Source organism: Vibrio sp. Vb2131 (assembly GCF_033338535.1).
Taxonomy (GTDB): Bacteria; Pseudomonadota; Gammaproteobacteria; order Enterobacterales; family Vibrionaceae; genus Vibrio; species Vibrio alginolyticus.
Genome location: NZ_JAWOSW010000018.1, coordinates 13,652 through 37,097, shown reverse-complemented (window position 1 = coordinate 37,097; position 23,446 = coordinate 13,652). Strand labels below are relative to the sequence as shown.

The 23,446-nt window shown below is 43.0% G+C and carries 21 protein-coding genes; 14 read left to right on the top strand and 7 right to left on the bottom strand.

Translation table 11 applies throughout. The annotated features are described in order from the left end of the window. Positions 1-15 precede the first annotated feature (15 nt). The 3 genes from R7E38_RS17985 to R7E38_RS17975 form a co-directional block, all read right to left on the bottom strand. Positions 16-1,377 carry an L-serine ammonia-lyase gene (locus R7E38_RS17985; RefSeq protein ID WP_042522776.1) on the bottom strand — a complete coding sequence of 454 codons (1,362 nt, stop codon included), beginning with the start codon at positions 1,375-1,377 and terminating at the stop codon, positions 16-18. Positions 1,378-1,474: 97 nt separating this feature from the next. Next, positions 1,475-2,728 (bottom strand): aromatic amino acid transport family protein, encoded by a 1,254-nt coding sequence (locus R7E38_RS17980; protein WP_005388284.1) that lies wholly within the window; start codon positions 2,726-2,728, stop codon positions 1,475-1,477. Positions 2,729-3,073: 345 nt separating this feature from the next. Further along, on the bottom strand, positions 3,074-3,673 hold the full coding sequence (locus R7E38_RS17975) for a CoA pyrophosphatase (RefSeq protein WP_005376901.1): 600 nt from the start codon (positions 3,671-3,673) through the stop codon (positions 3,074-3,076). Positions 3,674-3,904: 231 nt separating this feature from the next. Between R7E38_RS17975 and R7E38_RS17970 the strand changes: the two genes are divergently transcribed. Together R7E38_RS17970 and R7E38_RS17965 are read left to right on the top strand one after the other, a co-directional pair. Beyond that, entirely contained in the window at positions 3,905-4,444 is a 540-nt protein-coding gene (locus tag R7E38_RS17970; RefSeq protein ID WP_005388282.1) for a heme NO-binding domain-containing protein, read from the top strand. A gap of 7 nt (positions 4,445-4,451) precedes the next feature. Beyond that, positions 4,452-6,152 (top strand): ATP-binding protein, encoded by a 1,701-nt coding sequence (locus R7E38_RS17965; protein WP_206957878.1) that lies wholly within the window; start codon positions 4,452-4,454, stop codon positions 6,150-6,152. Between the two features lie 368 nt (positions 6,153-6,520). Here R7E38_RS17965 and pabB read toward each other — a convergent pair whose 3' ends face one another. After that, positions 6,521-7,882 (bottom strand): aminodeoxychorismate synthase component I, encoded by a 1,362-nt coding sequence (gene pabB, locus R7E38_RS17960; protein WP_226083562.1) that lies wholly within the window; start codon positions 7,880-7,882, stop codon positions 6,521-6,523. A 270-nt stretch (positions 7,883-8,152) separates the two neighbouring features. Here pabB and R7E38_RS17955 point away from each other — a divergent pair, with 270 nt between their 5' ends. The 8 genes from R7E38_RS17955 to R7E38_RS17920 all read left to right on the top strand — a co-directional run bounded on the left by R7E38_RS17955 (position 8,153) and on the right by R7E38_RS17920 (position 16,051). Next, on the top strand, positions 8,153-9,670 hold the full coding sequence (locus R7E38_RS17955) for a fumarate hydratase (RefSeq protein ID WP_005376905.1): 1,518 nt from the start codon (positions 8,153-8,155) through the stop codon (positions 9,668-9,670). A gap of 174 nt (positions 9,671-9,844) precedes the next feature. Continuing rightward, positions 9,845-10,030, top strand: a complete 186-nt coding sequence (locus R7E38_RS17950) for a hypothetical protein (RefSeq protein ID WP_005376906.1) — start codon at positions 9,845-9,847, stop codon at positions 10,028-10,030. 256 nt (positions 10,031-10,286) lie between these two features. Beyond that, positions 10,287-11,663 (top strand): YcjX family protein, encoded by a 1,377-nt coding sequence (locus R7E38_RS17945; RefSeq protein WP_053350683.1) that lies wholly within the window; start codon positions 10,287-10,289, stop codon positions 11,661-11,663. Then, a complete protein-coding gene (locus R7E38_RS17940; protein WP_005388274.1) occupies positions 11,660-12,700 on the top strand; it encodes a YcjF family protein in 1,041 nt (346 codons plus the stop codon). Before R7E38_RS17945 ends, R7E38_RS17940 begins: the two co-directional genes overlap by 4 nt. A 100-nt stretch (positions 12,701-12,800) precedes the next feature. After that, on the top strand, positions 12,801-14,345 hold the full coding sequence (tyrR, locus tag R7E38_RS17935) for a transcriptional regulator TyrR (protein WP_005376914.1): 1,545 nt from the start codon (positions 12,801-12,803) through the stop codon (positions 14,343-14,345). A 45-nt stretch (positions 14,346-14,390) separates the two neighbouring features. Next, positions 14,391-14,975, top strand: coding sequence for a ribosomal protein S5-alanine N-acetyltransferase (gene rimJ, locus R7E38_RS17930; protein ID WP_226083561.1), 585 nt, complete (start codon positions 14,391-14,393; stop codon positions 14,973-14,975). A 1-nt stretch (position 14,976) separates the two neighbouring features. After that, a complete protein-coding gene (locus tag R7E38_RS17925; protein WP_226083560.1) occupies positions 14,977-15,564 on the top strand; it encodes an HD domain-containing protein in 588 nt (195 codons plus the stop codon). 13 nt (positions 15,565-15,577) lie between these two features. Next, on the top strand, positions 15,578-16,051 hold the full coding sequence (locus R7E38_RS17920) for a DUF2947 domain-containing protein (RefSeq protein ID WP_017636094.1): 474 nt from the start codon (positions 15,578-15,580) through the stop codon (positions 16,049-16,051). Positions 16,052-16,094: 43 nt separating this feature from the next. Here the strand turns inward: R7E38_RS17920 and R7E38_RS17915 are convergent, their stop codons facing one another. The 3 genes from R7E38_RS17915 to R7E38_RS17905 form a co-directional block, all read right to left on the bottom strand. Further along, positions 16,095-17,057: an integron integrase gene (locus R7E38_RS17915; protein ID WP_226083559.1), complete on the bottom strand. Its 963-nt coding sequence runs from the start codon at positions 17,055-17,057 to the stop codon at positions 16,095-16,097. A 235-nt stretch (positions 17,058-17,292) separates the two neighbouring features. After that, the gene (locus R7E38_RS17910) at positions 17,293-17,571 is read right to left on the bottom strand and encodes a type II toxin-antitoxin system mRNA interferase toxin, RelE/StbE family (RefSeq protein ID WP_017035198.1); all 279 of its coding nucleotides are present in this window, start codon (positions 17,569-17,571) and stop codon (positions 17,293-17,295) included. Then, positions 17,568-17,852, bottom strand: a complete 285-nt coding sequence (locus R7E38_RS17905) for a type II toxin-antitoxin system RelB/DinJ family antitoxin (RefSeq protein WP_005398409.1) — start codon at positions 17,850-17,852, stop codon at positions 17,568-17,570. The genes R7E38_RS17910 and R7E38_RS17905 overlap by 4 nt, the downstream gene beginning before the upstream one ends. Before the next feature lie 220 nt (positions 17,853-18,072). Here R7E38_RS17905 and R7E38_RS17900 point away from each other — a divergent pair, with 220 nt between their 5' ends. The 4 genes from R7E38_RS17900 (at position 18,073) to R7E38_RS17885 (ending at position 23,388) form a co-directional block, all read left to right on the top strand. Next, positions 18,073-18,435 carry a VOC family protein gene (locus R7E38_RS17900; protein ID WP_226083557.1) on the top strand — a complete coding sequence of 121 codons (363 nt, stop codon included), beginning with the start codon at positions 18,073-18,075 and terminating at the stop codon, positions 18,433-18,435. A 155-nt stretch (positions 18,436-18,590) separates the two neighbouring features. After that, positions 18,591-20,327, top strand: a complete 1,737-nt coding sequence (locus R7E38_RS17895) for an ATP-dependent nuclease (RefSeq protein WP_226083554.1) — start codon at positions 18,591-18,593, stop codon at positions 20,325-20,327. Between the two features lie 157 nt (positions 20,328-20,484). Beyond that, positions 20,485-21,507 (top strand): hypothetical protein, encoded by a 1,023-nt coding sequence (locus R7E38_RS17890; protein ID WP_053812407.1) that lies wholly within the window; start codon positions 20,485-20,487, stop codon positions 21,505-21,507. Between the two features lie 381 nt (positions 21,508-21,888). After that, entirely contained in the window at positions 21,889-23,388 is a 1,500-nt protein-coding gene (locus tag R7E38_RS17885) for a reverse transcriptase domain-containing protein (protein WP_226084328.1), read from the top strand. Positions 23,389-23,446 lie beyond the last annotated feature (58 nt).

Sequence of the window (23,446 nt, the reverse complement as noted above, 5' to 3'; positions counted from 1 at the left end):
ATTCAGAAAGGCGTGTTAGCAAATCACTTTGATTGCTAGACCACCTTGAGATGTTTCGCGGTATTTCGCGTTCATGTCTTTACCTGTTTCTAGCATGGTTTCGATAACCTTATCTAGAGAAACAGTTGGAGCTGAAGAGCGACGTAGTGCCATGCGAGTAGAGTTGATTGCTTTTACTGCCGCAATACCGTTACGCTCAATACATGGAACCTGAACCTGACCTGCAACTGGGTCACACGTTAGACCTAAGTTGTGCTCCATCGCGATTTCTGCTGCCATACATACTTGCTCTGGGCTACCACCCATAAGCTCAGCAAGGCCTGCTGCTGCCATAGAACATGCCACGCCAACTTCACCCTGACAACCAACCTCTGCACCAGAGATAGACGCGTTACGCTTGTAAAGACCTCCGATTGCGCCAGAAGCTGCAAAGTAACGGATGTAATCTTTTTCAGTCACAGTTTGGATGAACTTATCGTAGTAAGCCAGTACCGCAGGGATGATGCCACACGCACCGTTAGTTGGTGCCGTTACTACGCGGCCACCAGCTGCGTTCTCTTCGTTTACTGCGAAAGCAAACATGTTTACCCAATCAACAACAGACATTGGGTCGTTTGTCGTCTTTTCTGAAGTAAGTAGCTGCTGGCGAAGTGCTGCTGCACGACGAGGCACACGCAGTGGACCAGGCAAAATACCTTCTTCATTCATACCGCGATCCATACACTCGCGCATTGTGCGCCAGATGTTCGCGAAATAAGTACGAGTTTCTTCATCTGAATGAAGCGCATGCTCATTCTTCATGGTTAGTGCGCTGATGGACAATCCACTTTCGTGGCATTGGTTAACCAGTTCCTCTGCCGTTGTAAACGGGTAAGGTACTTTTACTGGATTCTCAGCTTCTTTACCGAAATTTTCTTCATCAACGATGAAACCACCGCCGATAGAGTAGTAAGTCTTTGAGTACACTTTTTCGTCTTCGATCCACGCGTGGATCTGCATGCCGTTTTCGTGTAGCTCTAGGTTTGTTTTGTGGAAGTTCATTCCACCTTCACGTGGGAACGATACTGTGTGACAGTGCATGCCAACAGGAAGGCGTTCAGTTTCTTCTACACGAGCGATAAAGCCCGGGATAGAATCGATATCAACTTTCTCAGGAGTGTTGCCTGCAAGACCCATGATGATAGCAATATCTGTGTGGTGACCTTTCCCTGTCAGTGATAGTGATCCATAAACGTCAACGGTGATTTTAGTGATGTCGCGCAGTTTTCCCATTGCACGAAGATCATCAATAAACTCTTTACCCGCTTTCATTGGGCCTACAGTGTGTGAGCTTGAAGGTCCAACACCGATTTTATAGATATCAAAAACACTAATCATATCGATTACCTCAGAAGAAAGCCTCCCAAGGGGAGTTGGGAGGCTTAATTTTATCGTTATATTTTTGGATTAATCATACTGCACTGGGCAGAGATGATTAAAGAGCGCCGTAGATTACAGAACTAATTGCAGCAAGACCACAGATTGCTGTGAAAATTTGCACAGGTGCTGAAGTTTTGTACTTAGCCATCGCAGGAACTTTTTGCATTGCGAAGATTGGCATCAAGAATAGGATTGCCGCAATCATCGGTGCACCCATTGTTTCAATCATACCTAGGATGCTTGGGTTAACGATAGCAACGATCCAAGTTGTGATTACAATGAAGATTAGAGACATCTTCTCGATCTTGCTTACTGGTGATTTTGAACGAGATTTCACTAGACCAACTAGACCTTCGTGCGCACCTAAGAAGTGGCCAAAGTAGCTAGAGGTGATCGCTGCGAAAGCAACCAATGGACCCATGTAAGAGATCAGTGGAGATTCATGCACGTTTGCTAGGTAAGAAAGAACAGAGATGTTTTGCTCTTGCGCTGTTGCTAGTTGCTCTGGAGACAGAGAAAGTACAACAGAGAAAACGAAGAACATAACAAAGCCCATCAGCATCATTGCTGCGCCACCAGTGATAGCGTCAGTTTTCTTAACTGCGTCATCACCGTATACACGACGTTGCTCTTTAGAGAACTGAGAAATGATTGGGCTGTGGTTGAAAGAGAACACAATAACAGGGATTGCTAGCCATACGATAGCTGGCATTGCACCCCAGTCAGGCGACACTTCCATCATTGAAGTGTTCCAACCAGGAATTAGGTATACAGACAATGCTAGTAGGATGAACACGAGAGGGTAAACCATTGCTGAAGTTGCTTTCAGCATAAGCTCTTTACCGAATACTACACCTGCTGTCATTGCAGCAATAAGCGCACCAGAAAGTAGCCAGCGAGGAATAGATTCCATGCCCATTTGGTTAACTAGGAAAGAGTCAACTGTGTTTGTGATACCAACACCGTAGATAAGTACGATTGGGTAGATAGCGAAGAAGTAAGCGAACGTAATAAGGTTTGCGCCAGTCTTACCAAAGTGCTCTTCTACTGTGTCGGTGATGTCCGCTTCAGGGTTTTTCGCAGAAAGAACGAAACGAGCTAAAGATTTGTGTGCGAACCAAGTCATTGGTGCTGCGATTAGGGCTAGGATTACTAATGGCCAGAAGCCACCTGCACCTGCTTTAATAGGAAGGAACAGTACACCTGCACCTACTGCCGTACCAAAAAGGGACAGACACCAGGTAAAGTCTTTGTAAGAAAACTTACTAGACGATTGTGCGGTAGAAACCGCAGAAGTAGTTGTATTCATTTTTTAGTTACTCATTTTGGGAACAGGAAATAAGTCGGGAGTAATTTTGCAAGATTTTACACTAGGAAAATTAGATCTAAATCATTTATTGCTTACGCTTATTGAATGATATGTCAAAAACCTGCTTTTTATCACGAAAATGATGTGCTACTCGTGATTTCTGCTAATGAGTAAAATTAGAAAAACTTATCAATAGGGCTGTTTGTATAAATTTATTTCACCGCAAGCGTTTGCGGTGAAAATGGAAAATTAATCTAATGTGAATGAATGTTTATGAAGCAACGTTTTATTAATATTGATGCGCATAATGATCGCGCCTATAAAAGCACCGATATCAACAACTGTTTAATGTGAAATAATATGTTTTTGCATTGATTCGATAATTTGTGCCGTCATGCCCCAGATGAAATGCTGTCTATATGGGATAGCAAATACACGATGACTGCTTCTTTTTAGGTCAAATTTGGTGCTATACAATTTTTTGGGGTTCAGAATATGGTTGGCAGGAACCTCAAAAACTGACTCTACTTCATTTGGGTCAATATGCGTTTTATATTCCGGAGAAACAAAAGCCAAAAAAGGTGTCACATTAAATTGACTAATCGTTGGTAGTGTAGGCAGTTGACCAAACACATGAATATGCTCATCTTCTATCCCAACTTCTTCTTTGGTTTCCCTTAAAGCGGTATTCACGAGCTGAATATCTTCCTGCTCATATTTGCCACCGGGAAAGCTGATTTGTCCCGGATGATGGCGTAAGTGGGCTGCACGCTTAGTCAGAATGACTTGTAACCCGTCATCGCGTTCCACAAAACCGATTAAGACTGCCGCATCTCTCAGGGACTTTTCTTTCATCCATTTCAGTCGTGCAAGGGACTCTTTGTGGTAGCCCGTTGGAAGCCGAAATTGAAAGTTCTGTAGTAAATGAGTTTTGTCGATAACCAAACTGAGTCCTTATTTATCGTGCCTAACCATTATTTATTATACTCAAAGACGGCAAAGCGTATGGCGTTATCGTTACTGGTTACCAAATAAAACATTCGCATTAAAGCACTCGCCAGCACTTTCCCTCTTTGTGTTGTGTGTCTCACTCTGCTTGAACATATTAATTTGAAACTTATAAGGTTATACACCATTCTTTATTTTAGAACGTCACTATAGGACAAGTATTGGCCAATGAAAGGGATTATTTTCACCGAGTTCATGGAGTTAGTAGAAGAGAAATTCGGTCTTGATGTGTTAGACCAAGTTCTCGATCTTTCTAACGATGAAGGTGTTTACACCGCTGTTGGTAGTTACGATCACAAAGACTTGGTTAAGTTGATCGTGAATCTCAGTAAAGTATCTGGTGTTCCCCCCGAGCAACTGCAAGAAGTGTTTGGAGAGTGCGTCTTTTTGAATTTACTTCGCTCCATTCCTAGTCACGCCAGTTTGCAACAGTGTGAAACGACGTTTCAATTTGTTCGCCATGTTGAAGACTTTATTCATGTCGAAGTTAAGAAGCTCTATCCTGATGCTAACCCTCCGCAATTTGATTTCATTAGTGAAAATCAATCCCAATTGGTATTTGACTACCACAGCGCAAGATGTATGTCTCACGTATGCTTAGGATTGATAAAAGGCTGTGCTGCACATTTTGGTGAGGTAGTTCATATCAAACATCAAAACCAGTCAGAAGATGGCAGCAAAGTACGTTTTTGGTTAGAGGCTCAATAAGAACGATATGACGGGAAGTTCCTCATTAGAAAGGAAACTCAAACGAGAAGTTGCATCAAGAAAAGCAGCTGAGCAGCTGTTGGAACAGAAAAGCTTAGAGTTATATGAATCCAACCAGCAACTCAGTGTTGCATTGAAAAAGCTAGAGCTGAAATCTAAAAAGGATCTTCGTAAGTTTGAGTTTGAAGAGCAAATTGATGCGACGTTGATTAAGTTCGGTCGTACTTTTTTATCGAGCACGTTCGATGAAGCAATGATAGCGAGCTTTATTGAGCAGCTCACTTCTAACTCGATCATTTCTGCGGCTTACTTGTTTCTTGACGCTGCAAAGCTGAGCTCATTACGTCGTCATCACTTTGGTCACTTACAGCTTCGTCATAACAACGAGATTTTAACCTCTCCTAATTGGCAGGGAGAGAATTTGCATTTGCCAGTTATCATTGATGGGGAAACGGTTGGGGAGTTGATTTTCTCTGTGTTGCAAGATCAAATCGATCAGTCTTTTATTTCCAAACAGATGGAGCTCGTGTCTGACTTAGTTCATGGTGTTATTGGTCGACACTTAAGTTTAGAGCGAGAGGTCGAGCTGAGAAAGCGGGCTGAGGAATCAGAAAAAGCGACGAAGGAGTTTGTCGCCATGATTAACCATGAGCTGCGAACTCCTCTCAATGGCGTATTGGGTAGTGCGGAGTTATTGAGTCGAACCCAATTAGAAGAAGAGCAGCGTCAATACTTGAGCAATCTGACTCAATCAGGGGACTTATTGAGAGTGATCATTAATGATCTTCTTGATTTCAGTAAGATGAATGCCGGTATGATGGAAATCATACATAAAGTCTTTGCCTGGGAGGAACTTGAAAAAGCCATCATGGGTGTATTTGCAGCTAAGGCTGCGGAAAAACGTATCCATTTCTCTATCGACAAAAAGCTGGGGATCCCGGAATTTTTAGTCGGTGACTTAGAGCGCATTACACAAATTTTGGTTAACTTGGTGGGAAACGCGATTAAGTTTACTCACTTGGGTGGCGTCGTGTTACGGGTGGAATGGCTTAACGGCACGGCTTATTTTGAGGTTGAAGACACTGGTATTGGCATCCCAATAAAAGCACAGCCGTCACTATTTGATCCATTTGTCCAAGTTGATCGCTCAGCGAAACGCAGCTTTGAAGGCTCAGGTTTAGGTCTCGCGATTTGTAAAAATCTCGTAGATTTGATGCAAGGTCAAATTAGCTTTGAGAGTGAAGAGCGCAAAGGCACAACTTTTAAAGTTGCTATTCCTCTTGAGGAAGGGCAAGCACAAGGCACAGCAGAGGGGGAATTGGTCACCATAGAGCGAAGCGATTTAGCAGGACGCTCAATATTAGTGGTTGATGACATCAGAATGAATCAAGTCATTGTTACTCAAATGCTGAAAAAACTCGACATCACACCTGATTTAAAAGCCAACGGCAAAGAAGCATTAGAAGCGGTGAAAAGTAAAGACTACGAACTGATATTCATGGACTGCCGAATGCCAGAAATGGATGGCTATGAGGCGACGATGTATCTGAGAGAGCGTGGCTTTACTCATCCTATTATTGCATTAACCGCTGGCACTACCATCGAAGAGCGTCAAAAGTGTATTGATTCAGGCATGGACGACATTCTCACTAAGCCGTACACCGCAACCGATATTGAACAGATTATGTGTAAGTGGCTTGAGCAGTAGACGCTGCCTTTTAAAAAAGAATTTTTGTTGGCCAACGGCTAAAAGCTAAAGTACATGCAAATAAAGCACACAAAAAACGCACCACGCTGGATAATGTCGATCATTTAACGATGTTTTTTGGGTTATTCTAGCGAGCCTTGGCGATACTGAGAATCTAGTAGCAGCACGATGAGCGGGTAATGAAACAAATTTGACCACAAAGTGCTTGAATAGAAGAACCTGTATCACGCTCCTTCGTCGTTGTGCAGGGTGATGAGATACAGAAATATGCCACTCGCTGTTAAACGAGCGGCATTCTCAGTACTGGAGGCGTTTTAGCTTGTTTTCGTTAGCTGGATTCATAGACCGTTGCCATTTGGCGAAACCTACTATTGCAGCGCTGGTAAAATCTTTGAGAGCTTATCCAACGTTTCTTGATATTCAGAGGCGCAATCGCTATCTGCAACGACGCCGCCGCCAGCCCAAGCGTACAGTTTGTGATTCTCCGCTACGAGAGTACGGATGGTGATGCTGGTATCCATACGACCATGGCGAGAAATGTAGCCAATACTGCCGCAATACGCGCTGCGTCGATGCGGCTCCAATTCTTCAATGATCTGCATTGCGCGAACTTTAGGTGCGCCCGTAATTGAACCGCCCGGGAAGCACGCTCGTAGCAAATCTGCAGGAGAATATTGCTCGTCCAAATTCGCACGAATGGTGCTCACCAAATGATGCACGGCAGGGAAGCTTTCAATATCAAACAGCTTTGGCACGTGAACGCTACCCGGTGATGCAACTCGACCAATGTCATTACGCAGCAAATCGACAATCATTAGGTTTTCTGCCTGATCTTTTTCCGCTGTCTGCAAGTCATGGGCATTAGCGTTATCTTGCCTTGGATCTTCGCTGCGTGGTCGAGTACCTTTGATTGGTTTCGTTTCAATGACGCGATCTTTGAGTTCTAAAAAGCGCTCTGGAGAGATACTCAAAATCGAAGACTCTGGCATACGGATAAAAGCGGAAAATGGCGCTTGGTTGGCGGACTCCAATTTCAGATACGCTTGCCACTCACTGCCTTGATACGGTGCGTTAAAGCGTTGCGCCAAATTGATCTGATAGCAGTCACCGCTCAACAAGTATTCTTGCACCTTGTCAAAGCGAGTAGCGTAGCTCTCTTTCGTCATGTTTGACTGCCAATCACCAGACAGAGCGAAGTCTACGCTTTGCTCTGCTTCTTGCTCGTCTAACCATTGCCAAGCTTGCTCGATATTCTGACCGACTAGGCAGGCTTTTTTAAGCTTGTGGTCAACAACGACGGCCCATTCATACAGACCTACCGCCATATCCGGCGCGTTGAGGTCCTTTTCGGCCAGTTCTGGCATCGTTTCTACGCGTCGACCTAAATCGTAACTGAAGTAACCGAGCGCTCCGCCGACAAAAGGCAAATCCAATTCTTTATTTAACTCAACGTGAGGAAGCCACTGTTCCTGCAACTGATGAAGCAGCGCGAATGGGTCATCTTGAGTTGAATAGGCATTCGATGGTGTTTCAACTTGTGTGCTTTCGGCAGTGGTTTCTAACGTTGCAATTGGGTTGGCAACCAACACATCGAAGCGACTATCGATATGCGTTTCTGATGCAGAACGCAGCAACATCGCCCAAGGCTGGTGTTGAATGCGAGAAAAGAGGTGAAGAGCAAACTCTGGTGCGTATTCCAGCGTTTTAAAATCAATGAATTGATTGTCCATGTTGTTCATTTGTGTAATTTGTGACAAAGAGATCGTTCACTGCATGGCATGTCATGGGCAGCAAGAGTATCATATTCCTCTGTGTAGCCAAACTCCCTCTATTCATAGGGTTTTGAGATGGTTTACAAGTAGGCAACTTCAGCATTTCGTGTGTCGATATCAGCCGTTCGACAATTGTTTATAAAAAACGAAGCTCAAAAGAGCAATAAGCTCAACAAACACGATTGAAGCCAAGCCAATAATGGAAGCATAACTATAACGAGGCATGTAATGACGGTAATACGCAAGCAGGATGTGATCAGCAGTGTCGCTGATGCGCTACAGTATATTTCTTACTACCACCCGCTAGACTTTGTTCAAGCTCTTGAAAAAGCCTATCACCGCGAAGAGAGCCAAGCCGCTAAAGACGCGATTGCTCAGATCTTAATTAACTCCCGAATGTCCGCAGAAGGTCACCGTCCAATTTGTCAGGATACTGGTATTGTGACGTGTTTCGTCAACATCGGTATGGGCGTGCAATGGGATTCGACCGACATGACGGTTCAGCAGATGGTAGATGAAGGTGTTCGACAAGCGTACACGAACCCTGATAACCCGTTGCGTGCGTCAGTACTTATGGACCCTGCTGGTAAACGTATTAATACCAAAGACAACACGCCTGCCGTCGTACATATCAACATGGTACCGGGCGATAAAGTTGAAATTCAGATCGCTGCGAAGGGCGGCGGTAGCGAAAACAAAACTAAGATGGTGATGCTAAACCCATCTGACGATATTGCTGAGTGGGTAGAAAAAACGCTACCAACAATGGGGGCGGGCTGGTGTCCTCCTGGCATGCTTGGCATTGGTATCGGCGGTACGGCTGAAAAAGCAGCGGTATTGGCAAAAGAATCTCTAATGGAACACATCGATATTCAAGAGCTTATTGACCGTGGCCCACAAAACGCAGAAGAAGAGCTTCGTTTGGATATCTTCAATCGCGTGAACAAACTTGGTATCGGTGCGCAAGGTCTTGGCGGTTTGACGACTGTTGTCGACGTTAAAATCAAAACTGCGCCAACGCACGCGGCTTCTAAGCCTGTTTGTTTGATCCCGAACTGTGCGGCGACTCGTCACGTACACTTCACGCTTGATGGTAGCGGCCCAGCAGAGCTAACACCACCTAAACTAGAAGATTGGCCAGATATCACTTGGGAAGCGGGCGAAAATACGCGTCGCGTAAACTTAGACACAATTACTAAAGAAGAAGTACAAGAGTGGAAGACAGGCGAAACGGTTCTTCTATCAGGTAAAATTCTGACTGGTCGTGATGCTGCGCATAAACGTATTCAAGGCATGCTAGATAATGGCGAAGGTCTACCTGAAGGCGTAGATCTCAACGGTAAGTTCATTTACTACGTAGGTCCTGTCGATGCAGTTGGTGATGAAGTCGTTGGTCCTGCTGGCCCAACAACATCAACGCGTATGGATAAATTCACCGATATGATGCTAGAAAAAACAGGCATCATGGGCATGATCGGTAAAGCTGAGCGTGGCCCTGCAACGGTTGAATCTATCAAGAATCACAAAGCGGTTTACCTAATGGCTGTCGGCGGTGCGGCGTACCTTGTAGCGAAAGCGATCAAGAAAGCTCGCGTTGTCGCATTTGAAGATTTAGGTATGGAAGCGATTTACGAATTTGAAGTTGAAGATATGCCAGTAACAGTGGCTGTCGACTCAAATGGTGTTAACGCGCACCAAATCGGTCCAGACACTTGGAAAGTGAAAATTCAAGAGATGGAAGCGTAAGGCAAAGGGCAATCTTGCTGCGTCTCAGTAGAGAGAATGTGACAAGGTGCTGATTTACCTAGCAAACAATTGACAAAAGTGCAGCGAAACCTGCACTTTTTGTCTATATAATTAAGGATATAAACCTTTAGGCATAGCAATCAAACGTTATGCGAACAATAATTAGGAGACGGCATGCCTCGTTTTATTCAGATTCTACAAATTATTCTTGCTGTAGTGATAGGTGGCTTTGTTGGCTATGACTTGATTCTTCACGGTATCAGCATCTTTGATGAAAAGTACGTGACCATCACATGTGTGTTGTGGCTGATTTTAGAAATCGCTCTATTTGTTATCTATAAGTTGATCGAAGACGACTAGGCTTAAAGAAAGCGGGTTCCTGTTTAACATAGTAATCAGCGCATATAGAGTTACTAATGCTGTAGATTAAGTAAGCCTCTGAAGCACTCAGGGGCTTTTCTTTTTTTAATACAGCATTAAGCCGGATGTTTTGTTCATCTTTTATTAAGGTATATAAAGTTAAACTCGTAGAATTCGGGATAGAACAGTATTCATAGATCGAAATTCGAAGTCGCTGACAACGTTGTTTTAAAGTGGAGTAAGATAAAGAAGCGTAATGAAGAGAATAAAGAAAGAAGTTAATGACTTTATCAACAGAGGTATGGACTCTAATGTTCGAATTGCTGTCACCGGACTTTCTCGTGCCGGTAAGACGGCATTCATCACGTCATTAGTGAATCAGCTTCTTCATACTGCAACCCATGACAATTTGCCTCTTTTGACTGCGGCTAGAGATAAGCGCCTTATTGGAGCGAAACGTGAGCCTCAATCGAATATGATGGTGCCACGCTTTGCTTACGATGAGGCGATGAGCCAAATTCATGCTACTCCACCTCAGTGGCCAGTACCGACACGTGATGTGAGTGAGATTCGCTTAGCGCTCAAGTACAAACCAAATAAAACCACGAAAAAGCTGTTGAGTAAAACCGCAATTTTAAATGTTGATATTATCGACTATCCAGGAGAGTGGTTGCTCGACCTGCCTTTATTGGACATGGACTTTGCAACGTGGTCGCAAACTCAGTTTGATGCACTTAAAGGCCAGCGTGGCGATTTAGCCAAAGCTTGGCTTTCTGAACTAGAGAAAGTGGACCTCTATGCAGAAGTGAATGAGAAACTACTTGAGAAAGTTGCACACACATACACCGAGTACCTTCATGCCTGTAAAGACGCTGGCCTTCATTGGGTTCAGCCTGGCCGCTTTGTATTACCTGGTGAGCTAGCAGGCGCGCCGGTGCTACAGTTTTTTCCGTGTCGTGTTGATTCGGAAAGCAAAGCGTCCAAGGGCAGTAACTTAGCGATGTTAGAAGCCCGTTTTCAGGAATACCAACAGAAAGTCGTGAAAGCGTTTTATAAGCATCATTTTGCGACCTTCGATCGCCAGATTGTACTGGTGGATTGTTTGCAGCCTCTCAATGCCGGTGATGAAGCGTTTTACGACATGCGCCAAGCGCTAGAACAGATCATGCATAGCTTCCGCTATGGTCGTAGTAGCTTTTTGCGTCGTTTGTTCTCACCCAAAATCGACAAAGTGTTGTTTGCTGCTACAAAAGCGGATCATATCACGCCCGATCAGCACCCAAATTTGGTGTCTCTGCTCCAACAAATGGTGCATCCAGCATGGCAAACGGCAGCCTACGAGAATATTGAGATGAGCTGCATGAGTATCGCTTCCATCCAAGCAACCACGACGGGGTTTATTTCCTCTGGAGATAAGACCATCCCGGCGTTACAAGGAACAACATTGGGTGGTGAGCCGATGACTATGTTTCCCGGAGAGGTGCCGAAAAAGCTACCAAATGCAGCGTATTGGCAAAACAACGGGTTTGATTTTACGTCGTTTCGTCCGATGCCCTCACCGAATGATGAGCCAGTGAAGCACATACGCTTAGACAAAGCATTGGATTACCTGATTGGAGATAAATTGAAATGAGTGAGTTGAAGCAAAAACAAGTTTTCTCTGAAAAGGTAATGGAAAAAGAGCAGCAATCGAATCAACCGGAATTGACGGCGCAGCAAACATTCGGCGAAAAAGAAACATTTGTACCTGTTGAAGTTAAAGAAGCGCACCAGGAGACCGAACAGGAATTGCAACTCGAGCATGTCATTCGTCCAAAATCGGGCAGAAAATGGCTCGCGACTGGCGCATTTGCAACTTTTGCTGGTCTGGTTGGCTGGCAAGCGGTGGACTCGGTTATAACCGCAATTCAGGCTTCTGATTGGCTGGCCTTAAGCTGGACGGGGTTTATTGCTGCGATCGCTTCGCTTGGTTTAGGAGCTATGGGTAAAGAGCTTTGGAAACTGCGAAAACTACGAAATCATTTTAGTGTTCAAGAAGAAGCAGAAGCACTTGTTAATAGTGAGAGCGTTGGGAAAGGGAAAGCCTTTTGCGAAACCGTAGCAGAACAAAGTGGTGTGATGGCAGAGAATCCGGGCTTTGATCGTTGGCAGAACAGTATTAACCCTGCTCATAGTGACGCTGAAATTCTTGATATGTATGACTCGATGGTGGTGAGCCAACAAGACAAGTTGGCAACGAAAATCGTATCACAGCACGCAACCGAGTGTGCAGCCCTAGTCGCCGTGAGCCCTCTGGCTGCCGCTGATATGTTGCTGGTGGCGTGGCGAAATTTCAAAATGATCGACAACCTCTCCAAGGTATATGGGGTAGAGCTAGGTTATGCCTCTCGCATCAAGTTACTAAGAGCGGTATTTGTAAATATGGCGGCGGCTGGTGCCAGTGAGCTCGCTATTGATGCCAGTATGGATTTGATGTCGATGGATCTTGCTGGCAAAGTTTCTGCTCGTGCGGGGCAGGGACTAGGTGTTGGTATTCTAACGGCACGTTTGGGCTTGAAAGCGATGACCTTATTGCGTCCACTACCCTGGTATCCTGACCGTCAGGTTAAGTTGGGCACCATACGCAAGGCAGTGGCGGCGAAAGTTGCATCAATTACGATGAAACCGTAACGAATATCAACTTTGATGGATAGGATTGCTTGACGCCATTCCAAGCATGATAGAAACTACTGTCAACTTTTCCTGACAGTTGTGAATTGGGATATTTTAAGTGCGTCTTGAAGTCTTATGTGAAGATCGACTCGGCTTGACCCGAGAACTGCTCGATATTTTAGCGTCTAAAAGCATCGACTTGCGTGGTATCGAAATCGATATTAGCGGTATTATCTATTTGAATTGCCCGGATATTGATTTTGATACGTTTAGTGAGCTGATGGCTGAAATCCGCCGTATTCCGGGGGTGAAAGACGTACGTAAAATCCAGTTTATGCCGATGGAGCGCCACAATACGGAGCTGCTCTCGTTAGTTGATAACTTGCCCGATCCGGTTTTTGCCATTGATCTTAAAGGTGCCGTAGACATGGCAAACATGTCTGCACTTTCATTGCTTGGCCTTCACAAGCAAGAAGTGATTGGTACTCAAATCGGTGCTTTGTTACCAAGTGTTCGTTTCTCTCGTTGGTCTGAAGGTGTTAATGGTCGAACGCGGGAAAACCTTGTGATTGATGGCTTGGACTATGTTCTAGAGTTGATGCCCGTTTATATCCGAGACGAAGCGCAAAACTCGACTCTAGCGAGTACTCTAATGACGATTCGCTCTAGTCAGCAAGTTGCCAGAATTGAAGAAGCGCTACCGCTGCATAATCCTCTGGGTTTTGAGCACTTTGTTGGTATATCGAACCGTCATAAAGCACTAATGAACCAAGCTAAGAAGCTGTCTGTGCTTGACCAACCATTGTTGATTGAGGGCGAAACGGGGACCGGTAAAGAAATGCTTGCTAAAGCTTGCCACAGCCGTTCTAGCCGTGCGAGCAAACCATTCCTAGTTTTGAGTTGTGCTTCGATGCCTGACGATGTAGCAGAAACCGAACTTTTTGGTCATGCGCCGGGTTCATTTAATCATGAACAAGGCCACAAAGGCATCTTTGAGCAAGCAAATGGCGGGACGGTATTTCTTGATGAAATCGGTGAAATGAGTTCGCACCTTCAAATCAAGCTGTTACGTTTTCTACAGGATGGTAATTTCCGTCGTGTCGGTGCAGAAGATGAGATGCATGTCGATGTTCGTATCATCGCTTCAACAAAACATAACCTTGCCGAGCTTTCTGAAGCAGGAATGTTCCGTGAAGATTTGTATTATCGTCTCAACGTACTTACGCTCAGCATTCCTCCGTTACGTAAGCGCTCAAACGACGTTGCACCATTGCTTGAGTTGTTTGTGGCGAAACATGCTCAACAGCTTGGGATTGATAAGCCAGAGTTTGATGATGGTCTAGTTGATGCCCTTGCAAATTATCAGTGGCCAGGAAACATGCGCCAGCTGGATAACATGGTTCTTCGAGCGCTCACGGAAATGGATGGTGGTATACTAAACGCGGATCACTTCAATTTACCTCAGCCTCAGTCAGTCGGCGCTGGTAGTGCAACGCTTAACATCGACGGTTCTTTGGATGAGATCATGCGTGATTATGAATCTCAAGTTCTGGAACGTTTGTATCAGTCATTCCCATCAAGCCGTAAGCTTGCTAAGCGCTTAAATGTATCGCATACCTCAATCGCTAATAAACTGCGTGATTACGGTATCCGTAAGAATTAATCGAATTAATCGAATTGAACGAAAAGACGGAATTAATCATTTGTAATGGAAGATAACAGCTCATCTATCGCCGTTCATAAGTTGGACGGTGACTTGCTTCTTCGTACCGCTGAAATCGGTGACGCAGATATGATTGCCGAATATTTTCAAGCGAACCGAGAATACCTGAAACCGTTTGAACCGAAACGTGAAGAGGCTTTTTTCTCAGTGAACGGTTGGTTGCAAAAGCTTATCAAGCTCAATGAGCTGCATCGAATGGGATTGGGGTATTATTGCCTTTTAGTCAGAGCCTCTTCGGGTGAAATGCTAGGTACGATATCCTTTAGTAGTTTGAGTCGTTTCCCTTTTTATTCTTGTAACGTCGGATATTCTCTCGCTGAAAAAGCGCAAGGGCATGGTTATATGCGTCGTGGATTAACCATGGCTTGCGACTACATGTTTAATGTCCAGAAACTGCATCGTATTCAAGCTGGCTACATGCCTCACAATAAACGTAGTGAATCTGTGCTAGAGCATGTAGGGTTCACCCGAGAAGGGTATGCAAAAGATTACCTTTTGATTAATGGTGAGTGGCAAGACCACGTCCTAACGTCGCTTATTAATCCGAATTGGCAGCCAGAAGGACGATAGTATGGAACGATTGGAAAAGCAGTTAGCACTTGTAATCGAGCTCGATAAACTCAAAAGCATTTTGCGCCGAACTCGAGTTAAAAGTGCTGAAGGGCGCCTCGAAAATAGTGGTGAGCATAGTTGGCATGTCGCACTGATGGCAATATTGATGGAAGAGCATGCGAATGCACCTGTTGATATTTGCCGAGTGATGAAAATGTTATTGATACATGACGTAGTAGAGATCGACGCGGGCGATACCTTTGTTTATGATACTGCTGCGTCTCAAGATCAAGCAGAAAAAGAAATCAGAGCCGCAGAGCGCTTGTTTGGTATGTTACCCAGCGATCAGGAGCAAGAGCTATTGGCGCTTTGGCATGAATTTGAAGCCGCGCAGACCGATGATGCTAAGTATGCAAAAGCACTCGATCGGTTAATTCCAATGCTCTTGAACTACCATAATAATGGTCAGAGTTGGAAGGAACATGGTGTCTCACGCGAACAAGCACTTACCATTAATAAACGAATTGAATTTGGCTCTGTTACCTTATGGGACAAAGCGAAAGAGTTGATTGAAGAAGCCACAGAGAAAGGTTGGCTGAAATCGTAATAAAGGAGACTGAATGTCTTATTTGCCTTTGGACGAATACCAAAGAAAATGGATTTTTACGCATCAGTCGATGCCTGTGCCAGAAGAAGATTTGGCTTTTATTAAGCCGATGAGCCAAGCTCGCTCAGCACAATTTTGGAAAGAAAATATCAGTGCTCAAAGCCCTGATATGGATAGACTTAGTTCCCAAGACTGGCCAATGAATGAGGCGAATTGGTCTGAAACTGTGGATTGGATGGCTGCGTGGGAGTCGGATGATCCTGACATGCCAGCGGAAGCTGAGGCACATATCGATTGGCAAGACGATGTAACCGTTTACTTTTGCTACGAGAAGTACAATGTCATCGAAACGAAATGGTCTATTTTTAAAAAGCACTGGAAGAACTTTCTCTTTTATGACGATGGTCCGATACTAATAGGACGTCGCCGTTCGCAAGCACTTTGGTTTGATTCAAAAGGCAATGTGAAACTCGGTGTTCGTCAATAAAGAGTTATAAAACAAAGCCACCTTTCGAGGTGGCTTTGTTTTTCTAAAGGCTGGATAATGGACTCAACACACCGCCAGCCCCGCGCTCGATAACGTGAGTATAGATTTGCGTGGTTTTTACATCAGTATGCCCTAATTGTTCCTGAACAGTTCTAATGTCTGCGCCAGATTCCAATAAATGCGTGGCAAAACTGTGTCTTAGTGTGTGGCAAGTTACAGTTTTCTCAATACTTGCGTCGCTTGCCGCGCGCTTTACCGCTCTTTGTATTGCGCTTTCATTGATATGATGCCTTCTGAGTTCACCAGTGTCTCGATCTGCGCTTAACTTTGTTGATGGAAACAAAAAGTGCCAGTTAAAATCTAGCTCCGCTTTTGGGTATTTACGTCGTAAACCTTCAGAGATGTATCCCCCCGCATAACCAGGCATGTGTCTATCTTTAAAATAGTAATCTCTTGCTAAATTAACCTGAGCTTTAAGCGGCTCATGTAGCTCTTTTGCTAACGTTACGGTACGATTTTTACCTCCTTTTCCTTGCCAAACACGAACTGCGCCATAATCATAATCGATGTCCTGAACTCTTAAGCGCAAACACTCCATGACTCGAAGCCCTGAGCCATAAAGCAGCTGAATATGGAGTTTATACCTCGGGTCGATATGTTGAACGAATCTTCGGATCTCCTCCCTGGTTAACACAACGGGAAGTTTCTTTTCGGTCAAGGATTTCTGAAATCTCATATCAAGTGATAGTGGGGTTTTAAAATAATCACGATATAAAAATGATATTGAGTTCAGCGCCAAAGCTTGCGTTTTTACCGCAACTTTTTCTTCTACCGCTAAGTAACTCAGAAATTGAATGACATCATCTTCTGCTAGTGTTGATGGGTGGGCGAGCTGGTGAAAAGTGATAAAACGTTTTATCCAAAATAGATAACTTTCGATAGTTTTATTCGCATAATGACGAGTAAGCATGTGCTCTTTTACACTAAGTAAAAACTGACTTTTCATGATAAATTAACCTGTTTATTTATACAGCTCCGTTAATGTATCACCACTTTTGAAATTAGCGTGCTGTGCGCCGCCTAATTGCGCGCGCTACCACACATATTCATACTGTTTTTCTATTTGTTTCATATATATAAGTGCTACGATTGATAGCGCTTTTGATAAGAAAGAAGGCGATAGTCTGCCAGAAAAACGGCAAATCGCCGTATAGAAAGCGTTAGTTCCCCAGAGGAAGCAATCAATCCGTAGGGAATTTTTGTTTCTGGTGTAGTACACGCATAACTCGGATGATATCGCCCTCAATCCAGTAAGAGACAATCATCGAAATCTCAGGAATGATGAGTAATCGTCCGCGGATGCCATCTCGTTGCACACCCATTAAAGGTTGTTCAAGCAAGTTTTCTACTTTTGCTTCAATGAGGTTGTCAGTTTTTTCTGCCGCATCAGGATTGAAGTCATAGAGAAACTCGAAGATCTTTTCACGATCATTAAGTGACTCTTCTTCCCATAAAATCATTGCTTACCTCGATTACGGATTCTGGCTTTGCGCTCTTCCATTCGAGACTTAGCCGTTTGGTGCTCAACGAAAACAGATTTTCCTGAGTCAAACTTCTCAAATGCTAGGTTTACTTGTTCAGTTAGCCATGCATCGTGAGATAATGTTTTTCTTTGTTGTTCAGCGAGTTGCTCAGTAAGTTCACGGCAAGCATCACTTAGAGTTCGACCTTGGCTCTCAGCCATTTGTTGAGCTAGGCGTTTTGTTTCTTCATCAACACGAAATTGAATTCTAGTGTCCATGATATATTCCTTTGTTGGTGTGTGTACAAATGTTAGCACTAGGCTTTGAGATGGGCAACTAACAAACAATTTAAGAGTGATTCGGCACGCGTGGCATTTTTACTATGCGTTGGTTTTAGTGATTAAGGTGGTATGCGGGAGCATCGTATTGCGTGCCTCACACCTTAATTGGGCGTTATGTACTTTAAGGAAAATTGTAACCAACTCTAAAGGATTGAGAGTGATAGATCATTTTGAAATTAAGGTAGTTGCATTCGAAGAATGTCGTGTGTTTTACAAGAATGTGCTAGAGCCATTGGGTATTGAACTCAAGTGGTCAGATGAAAATGCTGCTGGCTTTGGGCTTTCGAGCGAGCCAAATGTAAGGTTTCTAATTGAAAAAGGCGTCAGTAATTCTAAGTGCCATATTTCTTTTTCTGCATCAAACAAATTACAAGTTTCTGCGTTTCATCAAGCGGGGTTATCTTTAGGTGGTAAATGCAACGGTAAGCCTGGTTTACGAAAACACTATGCTCCAAACTACTACGCTGCGTTTTTGATTGACCCTGAGGGCAACAATGTGGAGTCAGTAGTGTACCTTTAGCACGTACATAACAAATTGTTCAAGAGTGATTCGGCACGCGTGGCATTTTTACTATGCGTTGGTTTTAGTGGTTAAGGTGGTATGCGGAAGCTTCGGTATTGCGCGCCTCACACCTTAACAAGGCGTTATAAGAATTCAGTTGGTAAGGTAATAATATGTCACACTATATAAAAAAAATAGAAATTCAGAATTACAAATCTTGTAAAGAATTGACAGTAGTTTTGACGCCATACACTCCTTTAGTCGGTTACAACAATGTTGGTAAATCGAACATTCTTAGTGCTCTGGAGTGGCTGGTAAAAGATAAACTGTTAGCTGAAAGTGATTACAATGATGTCAATCTACCTATTATTATTGAAGGTGACGTTGTTGGCGTCACCGAAGATGTACTGCAACGTCTAAATGAGGAGCATCGAGAACCACTTAGACCATATATCGAAAATGGTGTGGTTAGAATAAAAAGAACTCAGCCGGCTAATGCAACCAAAAAAACAGAAATTAATCTCGAAGTTTTCAATTTCGAAAGAGGGCAATATGCTCGAAACCCAAGAGGTATTTGGAATGCTATCAAATCTTTGTTTCCAGAGCCTATTAAGGTTGGAGCTATGGAGAATGCCGCTGAAGATGCGGGAAAGGCAAAAAGTACTTCTACTATTGGGAAGTTATTAAAAGAACTCAGTACCTCATTAGCAGAAAACCATGCTTCTGTTGTTAACAGGCACTTAAATGCAATTAGCCGCAGAATGGGTGCAGACGGAAATCGGCGCTTGGATGAATTGGCGGAAATTGATGATTCAATAAACGAAAAGGTAGAGAGTCTATTTCCTGGTATTAGTTTAAAACTTCACTTTGATGTTCCCGACTTTAATGAAATTTTCAATGCAGGTACAGTGAAGGTGTATGAAAACGATGCTGAAGGAAGAGACGTTACTTCTTATGGTCATGGTGCTCAACGTTCGGTGCAGATGGCACTCATACAACACCTCGCTGAAATCAAGAAGAATGCTGAATCACCAACAACAACGCTGTTGTTGATAGATGAACCAGAATTGTATTTACACCCTTTTGCTATAGAACAAGTCCGTGAAGCTCTACATGTGTTGTCGCAAAATGGATATCAAGTACTTTTTAGCACTCACTCGGCTCAAATGATTACTGCTGAGCGCGCTCAGCATACTTTATTCGTTCGCAAAACTCATGTTCAAGGAACACACATCAGAACACCTTTGAGAGATGCCTTGGAAAGAGCTGTTCCAAATGCAGAAGCACAAGCAGGCCACTTGTTCGCTTTAAGTCAATCAACACAGATCTTATTTGCAAATGAAGTTGTTCTCACCGAGGGAAAGACAGAGCTAAGATTGCTCCCATTCTTGTACAAACAGCTCAAAGGGAAAACTCTCGGTCAAAATAACGCAGCACTCATCGAAACTGGCTCTGTAGATAATATCGGCAAAACGATGAGCATATTGCATGAAATGGATCTTCCTTCGAAAGCTATTGTTGACTTAGATTATGTTTTCAAAGGCGCAATACATAACAACTACATTGAGCAAGATGATGAGGACTTAGTAGTTTTGAGGGATCTGTTGCGAAGCTTACATGATGACAATGTTATTGAGATGCGCGGTGACTTGCCCAATGCAAAACATTGTGCAGTGATGGCTCAAGATGTACGAAGCCATGATGCGATAAATTCTCTTCACAATAAACTGCAAGCGAGGAATATCTGGCTTTGGAAGTTAGGGGCTATTGAAGCTCACCTTGGCTTGAGAGCAAAAAATGAGCATGAATGGGCTAGGTTTAAGGCTAATGCTGAGAATCCTGAAGTTGGTCTAGAGCAGGCTTGTGCTGACTTTATTGGTGTGCACCAGTTGGTTGAGTGGCTCGAATAAATTCTTATAACAAACTGTTTAAGAGTGATTCGCAACGCTTGGCATTTTTGCTATGCGTTGCGTTTAGTGTTTAAGGTGCTACGCGGGAGCTTCGGCATTGCGTTGCTCACACCTTAACAGGGCGTTAAATATATAATTTTTACAATGGAGTAATTAAATGAGTCAGTTGGAAGTTACACAAGAATCTTTAGCGAGGATGCAGGCTTTTGACGCAAAAAGCTTGGCGCGAGAGGAGGATTTAGGAAGAAACTTTGATTTCTCAGCAATCGTAGCCCCAGCGTCTAAGCTAATTCGATTATATAATCAATTGGGTTTGTCGACACTGGAAGACTTTCCTGATGGAATTCTTGTTCAAATAAAGCAAATAGCTGACGCAGACTTTAATCGCTTTCAACAAGCTTTGGATTTTGATCCTACTACTGTAGAGAATCAAAACCCAACTCAGCCCCGAGACCAAATCGTGCAGCAAGTGGTTGCAGCTTATGATCAGACATTTCAAAAACTGTTCCCATTCATTTCGTACGGTACTAGTAAGTCTGTAGACTTCCAAAGAATGGAAAATGAAGCTCGCGCAATGCTTCAAAACGTTAAAGACGAAGCTACAGGAATTACTGGTGAGCTTGCAGCTCAGCAAGAACAAGCTGAAAATGTTTTAGCTGATGTACGTAAAGTTGCTGCTGAACAAGGTGTTTCACAGCAGGCGATATATTTTAAGGATGAATCTGAAGCTCATGAAGAGTCGGCTGAGTATTGGAAAATTAAAACAGTCCAAGCAGCAATAGCACTTGGTTTTTATGCTTTTTGTACGTTGTTTATACATAAGCTTGCATGGTTTAAGCCCGAAGATAACTTACAAGCTTTGCAGTTGATGACAAGTAAGGTTCTAATCTTTGGTGTTATTGCGTACTTGCTTTTCCTAGCGGCTAAAAACTTTTTATCACATAAGCATAATGCAATTGTTAACAAACACAGACAAAATGCATTAATGACATATAAAGCCCTGACTGATGCGGCGGTAACCGAAGAAACTAAAGACATAGTTTTGAATCACGCAGCTTCTTGTATTTTCTCCCCGCAAGACACGGGTTATATAAAAAATGAAAACTCTAGCTCACAAGCAGGTGCAGGGCGTTCAATTATTGAACTGATGCCTAAGACTTCTATGAAGCTTGACGGTTAGGTGTTTATTATACATTTAACAAACTGTTTAAGAGTGATTCGCAACGCGTGGCATTTTTACTATGCGTTGCGTTTGGTGTTTAAGGTGGCATGCGGGAGCTTCGGTATTGCGTTGCTCACACCTTAACAGGGCGTTAACTGTCTTTCCACACATTAACTATTGATTTAGATAAAGTTTAGTGTATATTACGCAATAAGTTTCCCATGGAAACAACGGTATTGCCTTCTATCAATCAGCAATGGTTGATCTTCAGCTGTGAAATTCACACTGACGGGGGTGAGACGTCAAATTTTCATCAACCAAGTGGTAACTTACTTTTACTTGGGTTTATACCGTGGAAAGGCTCGAGCTAACGCTCGGGCTTTTTTGTATGAGGAATATATGAGTTTAGAAAAACATTTAGCAAGTGTGATTAAAGATGAAGCGAAAAAGCTAATCAAGAGATATCATGAATATCACAACCGTTTGCACTTGGAGCATGAGAGAAACAAAAAAAGACTCGGTGACTCAGCGCCCACTAAGATTGTTCATCAACCAGATTACTGGTCTATCGATAAAAAATTTAATCCCTTCTATGTATTAAAAAAGCATAAAAGTATCGCAAGATCCATTGCGAGAAAAATCGAAGATAGAACATACACCCCCAATGCTCCTCATATAAAAATCGTTCCCAAAGCTGATGGTGGGGAACGAAAGGTGTCTATTTTCCAGATTCCTGATGCAGCAGTATCGAAGTTGTTTTTTAATCGATTGTTAGCAAAGAATAAACACAGATTTAGCTCGTTTTCTTATGCTTACAGAAATGACCGAAATGTTCATTTTGCGATTCAAGACATCTCCGTTGACCTACGGAGAAATGAGCGTACTTTTTTAGCTGAATTTGACTTTTCTGACTATTTTGGTTCTATCTCGCACGACTATTTAACTAAACAGTTTGACCAAAATGGCTTTTTCATTAGTCCAGAAGAAAGATTTGTAATCAAGGTTTTCCTGAAAGATAGAACCGTAGGTATACCTCAAGGTACTTCTATTAGTTTATTTTTAGCCAATTTAACATGTTGGAATTTTGACTCTGATCTAGAAAGAGAGGGGGTTAAGTTTTCTCGATATGCCGATGACACGATTGTTTGGACACCCGACTACTCGAAAATATGTAATGCGTTTGGCTTGATAAATCGTTTTTCGAATGATGCAGGAGTAAAAATAAATGCTGCAAAATCGGAGGGTATATCATTGTTGACCAAAGAGGATTTTCCTTCAGAGATATCAGCTAAAAGTAGTTTGGACTTTTTAGGATACACCCTATCAGTTGATAATGTTTCTATCAAAGATAAGTCAGTCCTTAAAATTAAAAAGCAAATTTCTTATATTCTATATAGAAATTTGATTCAGCCATTGAAGCAGTCATCTTTAGCAGGTCAAGAGATTCCAGCAAACGACAAAGACAAAAACTTCCTTAGTGCAATGATGCAAATTCGTCGTTACATGTACGGTGGATTGAGTAAAAAGCAAATTAAGGACTATCTATCAGGTCGTACAAAACGAATTTATTTTAAAGGCGTAATGAGTTTCTATCCGCTTGTAAATGATACTGAACAATTAACCGAGTTAGATGGGTGGTTATTATCTGTTATTCATCGTGCGGTTAAGCATCGAGAGAAATTATTACGCAATAACTGGAATTACAATCGTTCTCACAGTTTTCCATTTAACCAATCGCGAGAACAGCTATTGGAAGAGTGTGCTAAAACTAAGGTTAACGGTAAGTATTTACTAGAAATTCCGAGCTTTTTATTAGTGCATAAAGCACTGAAAAAAGGCTTGTTGGAATCTGGTATTGAGAAAGTTATGAACCCAGACTCTCTGAGTTACGATTACTGATACACGCCAGTTAACAATCTGTTTAAGAGTGATTCGCAACGCTTGGCATTTTTGCTAT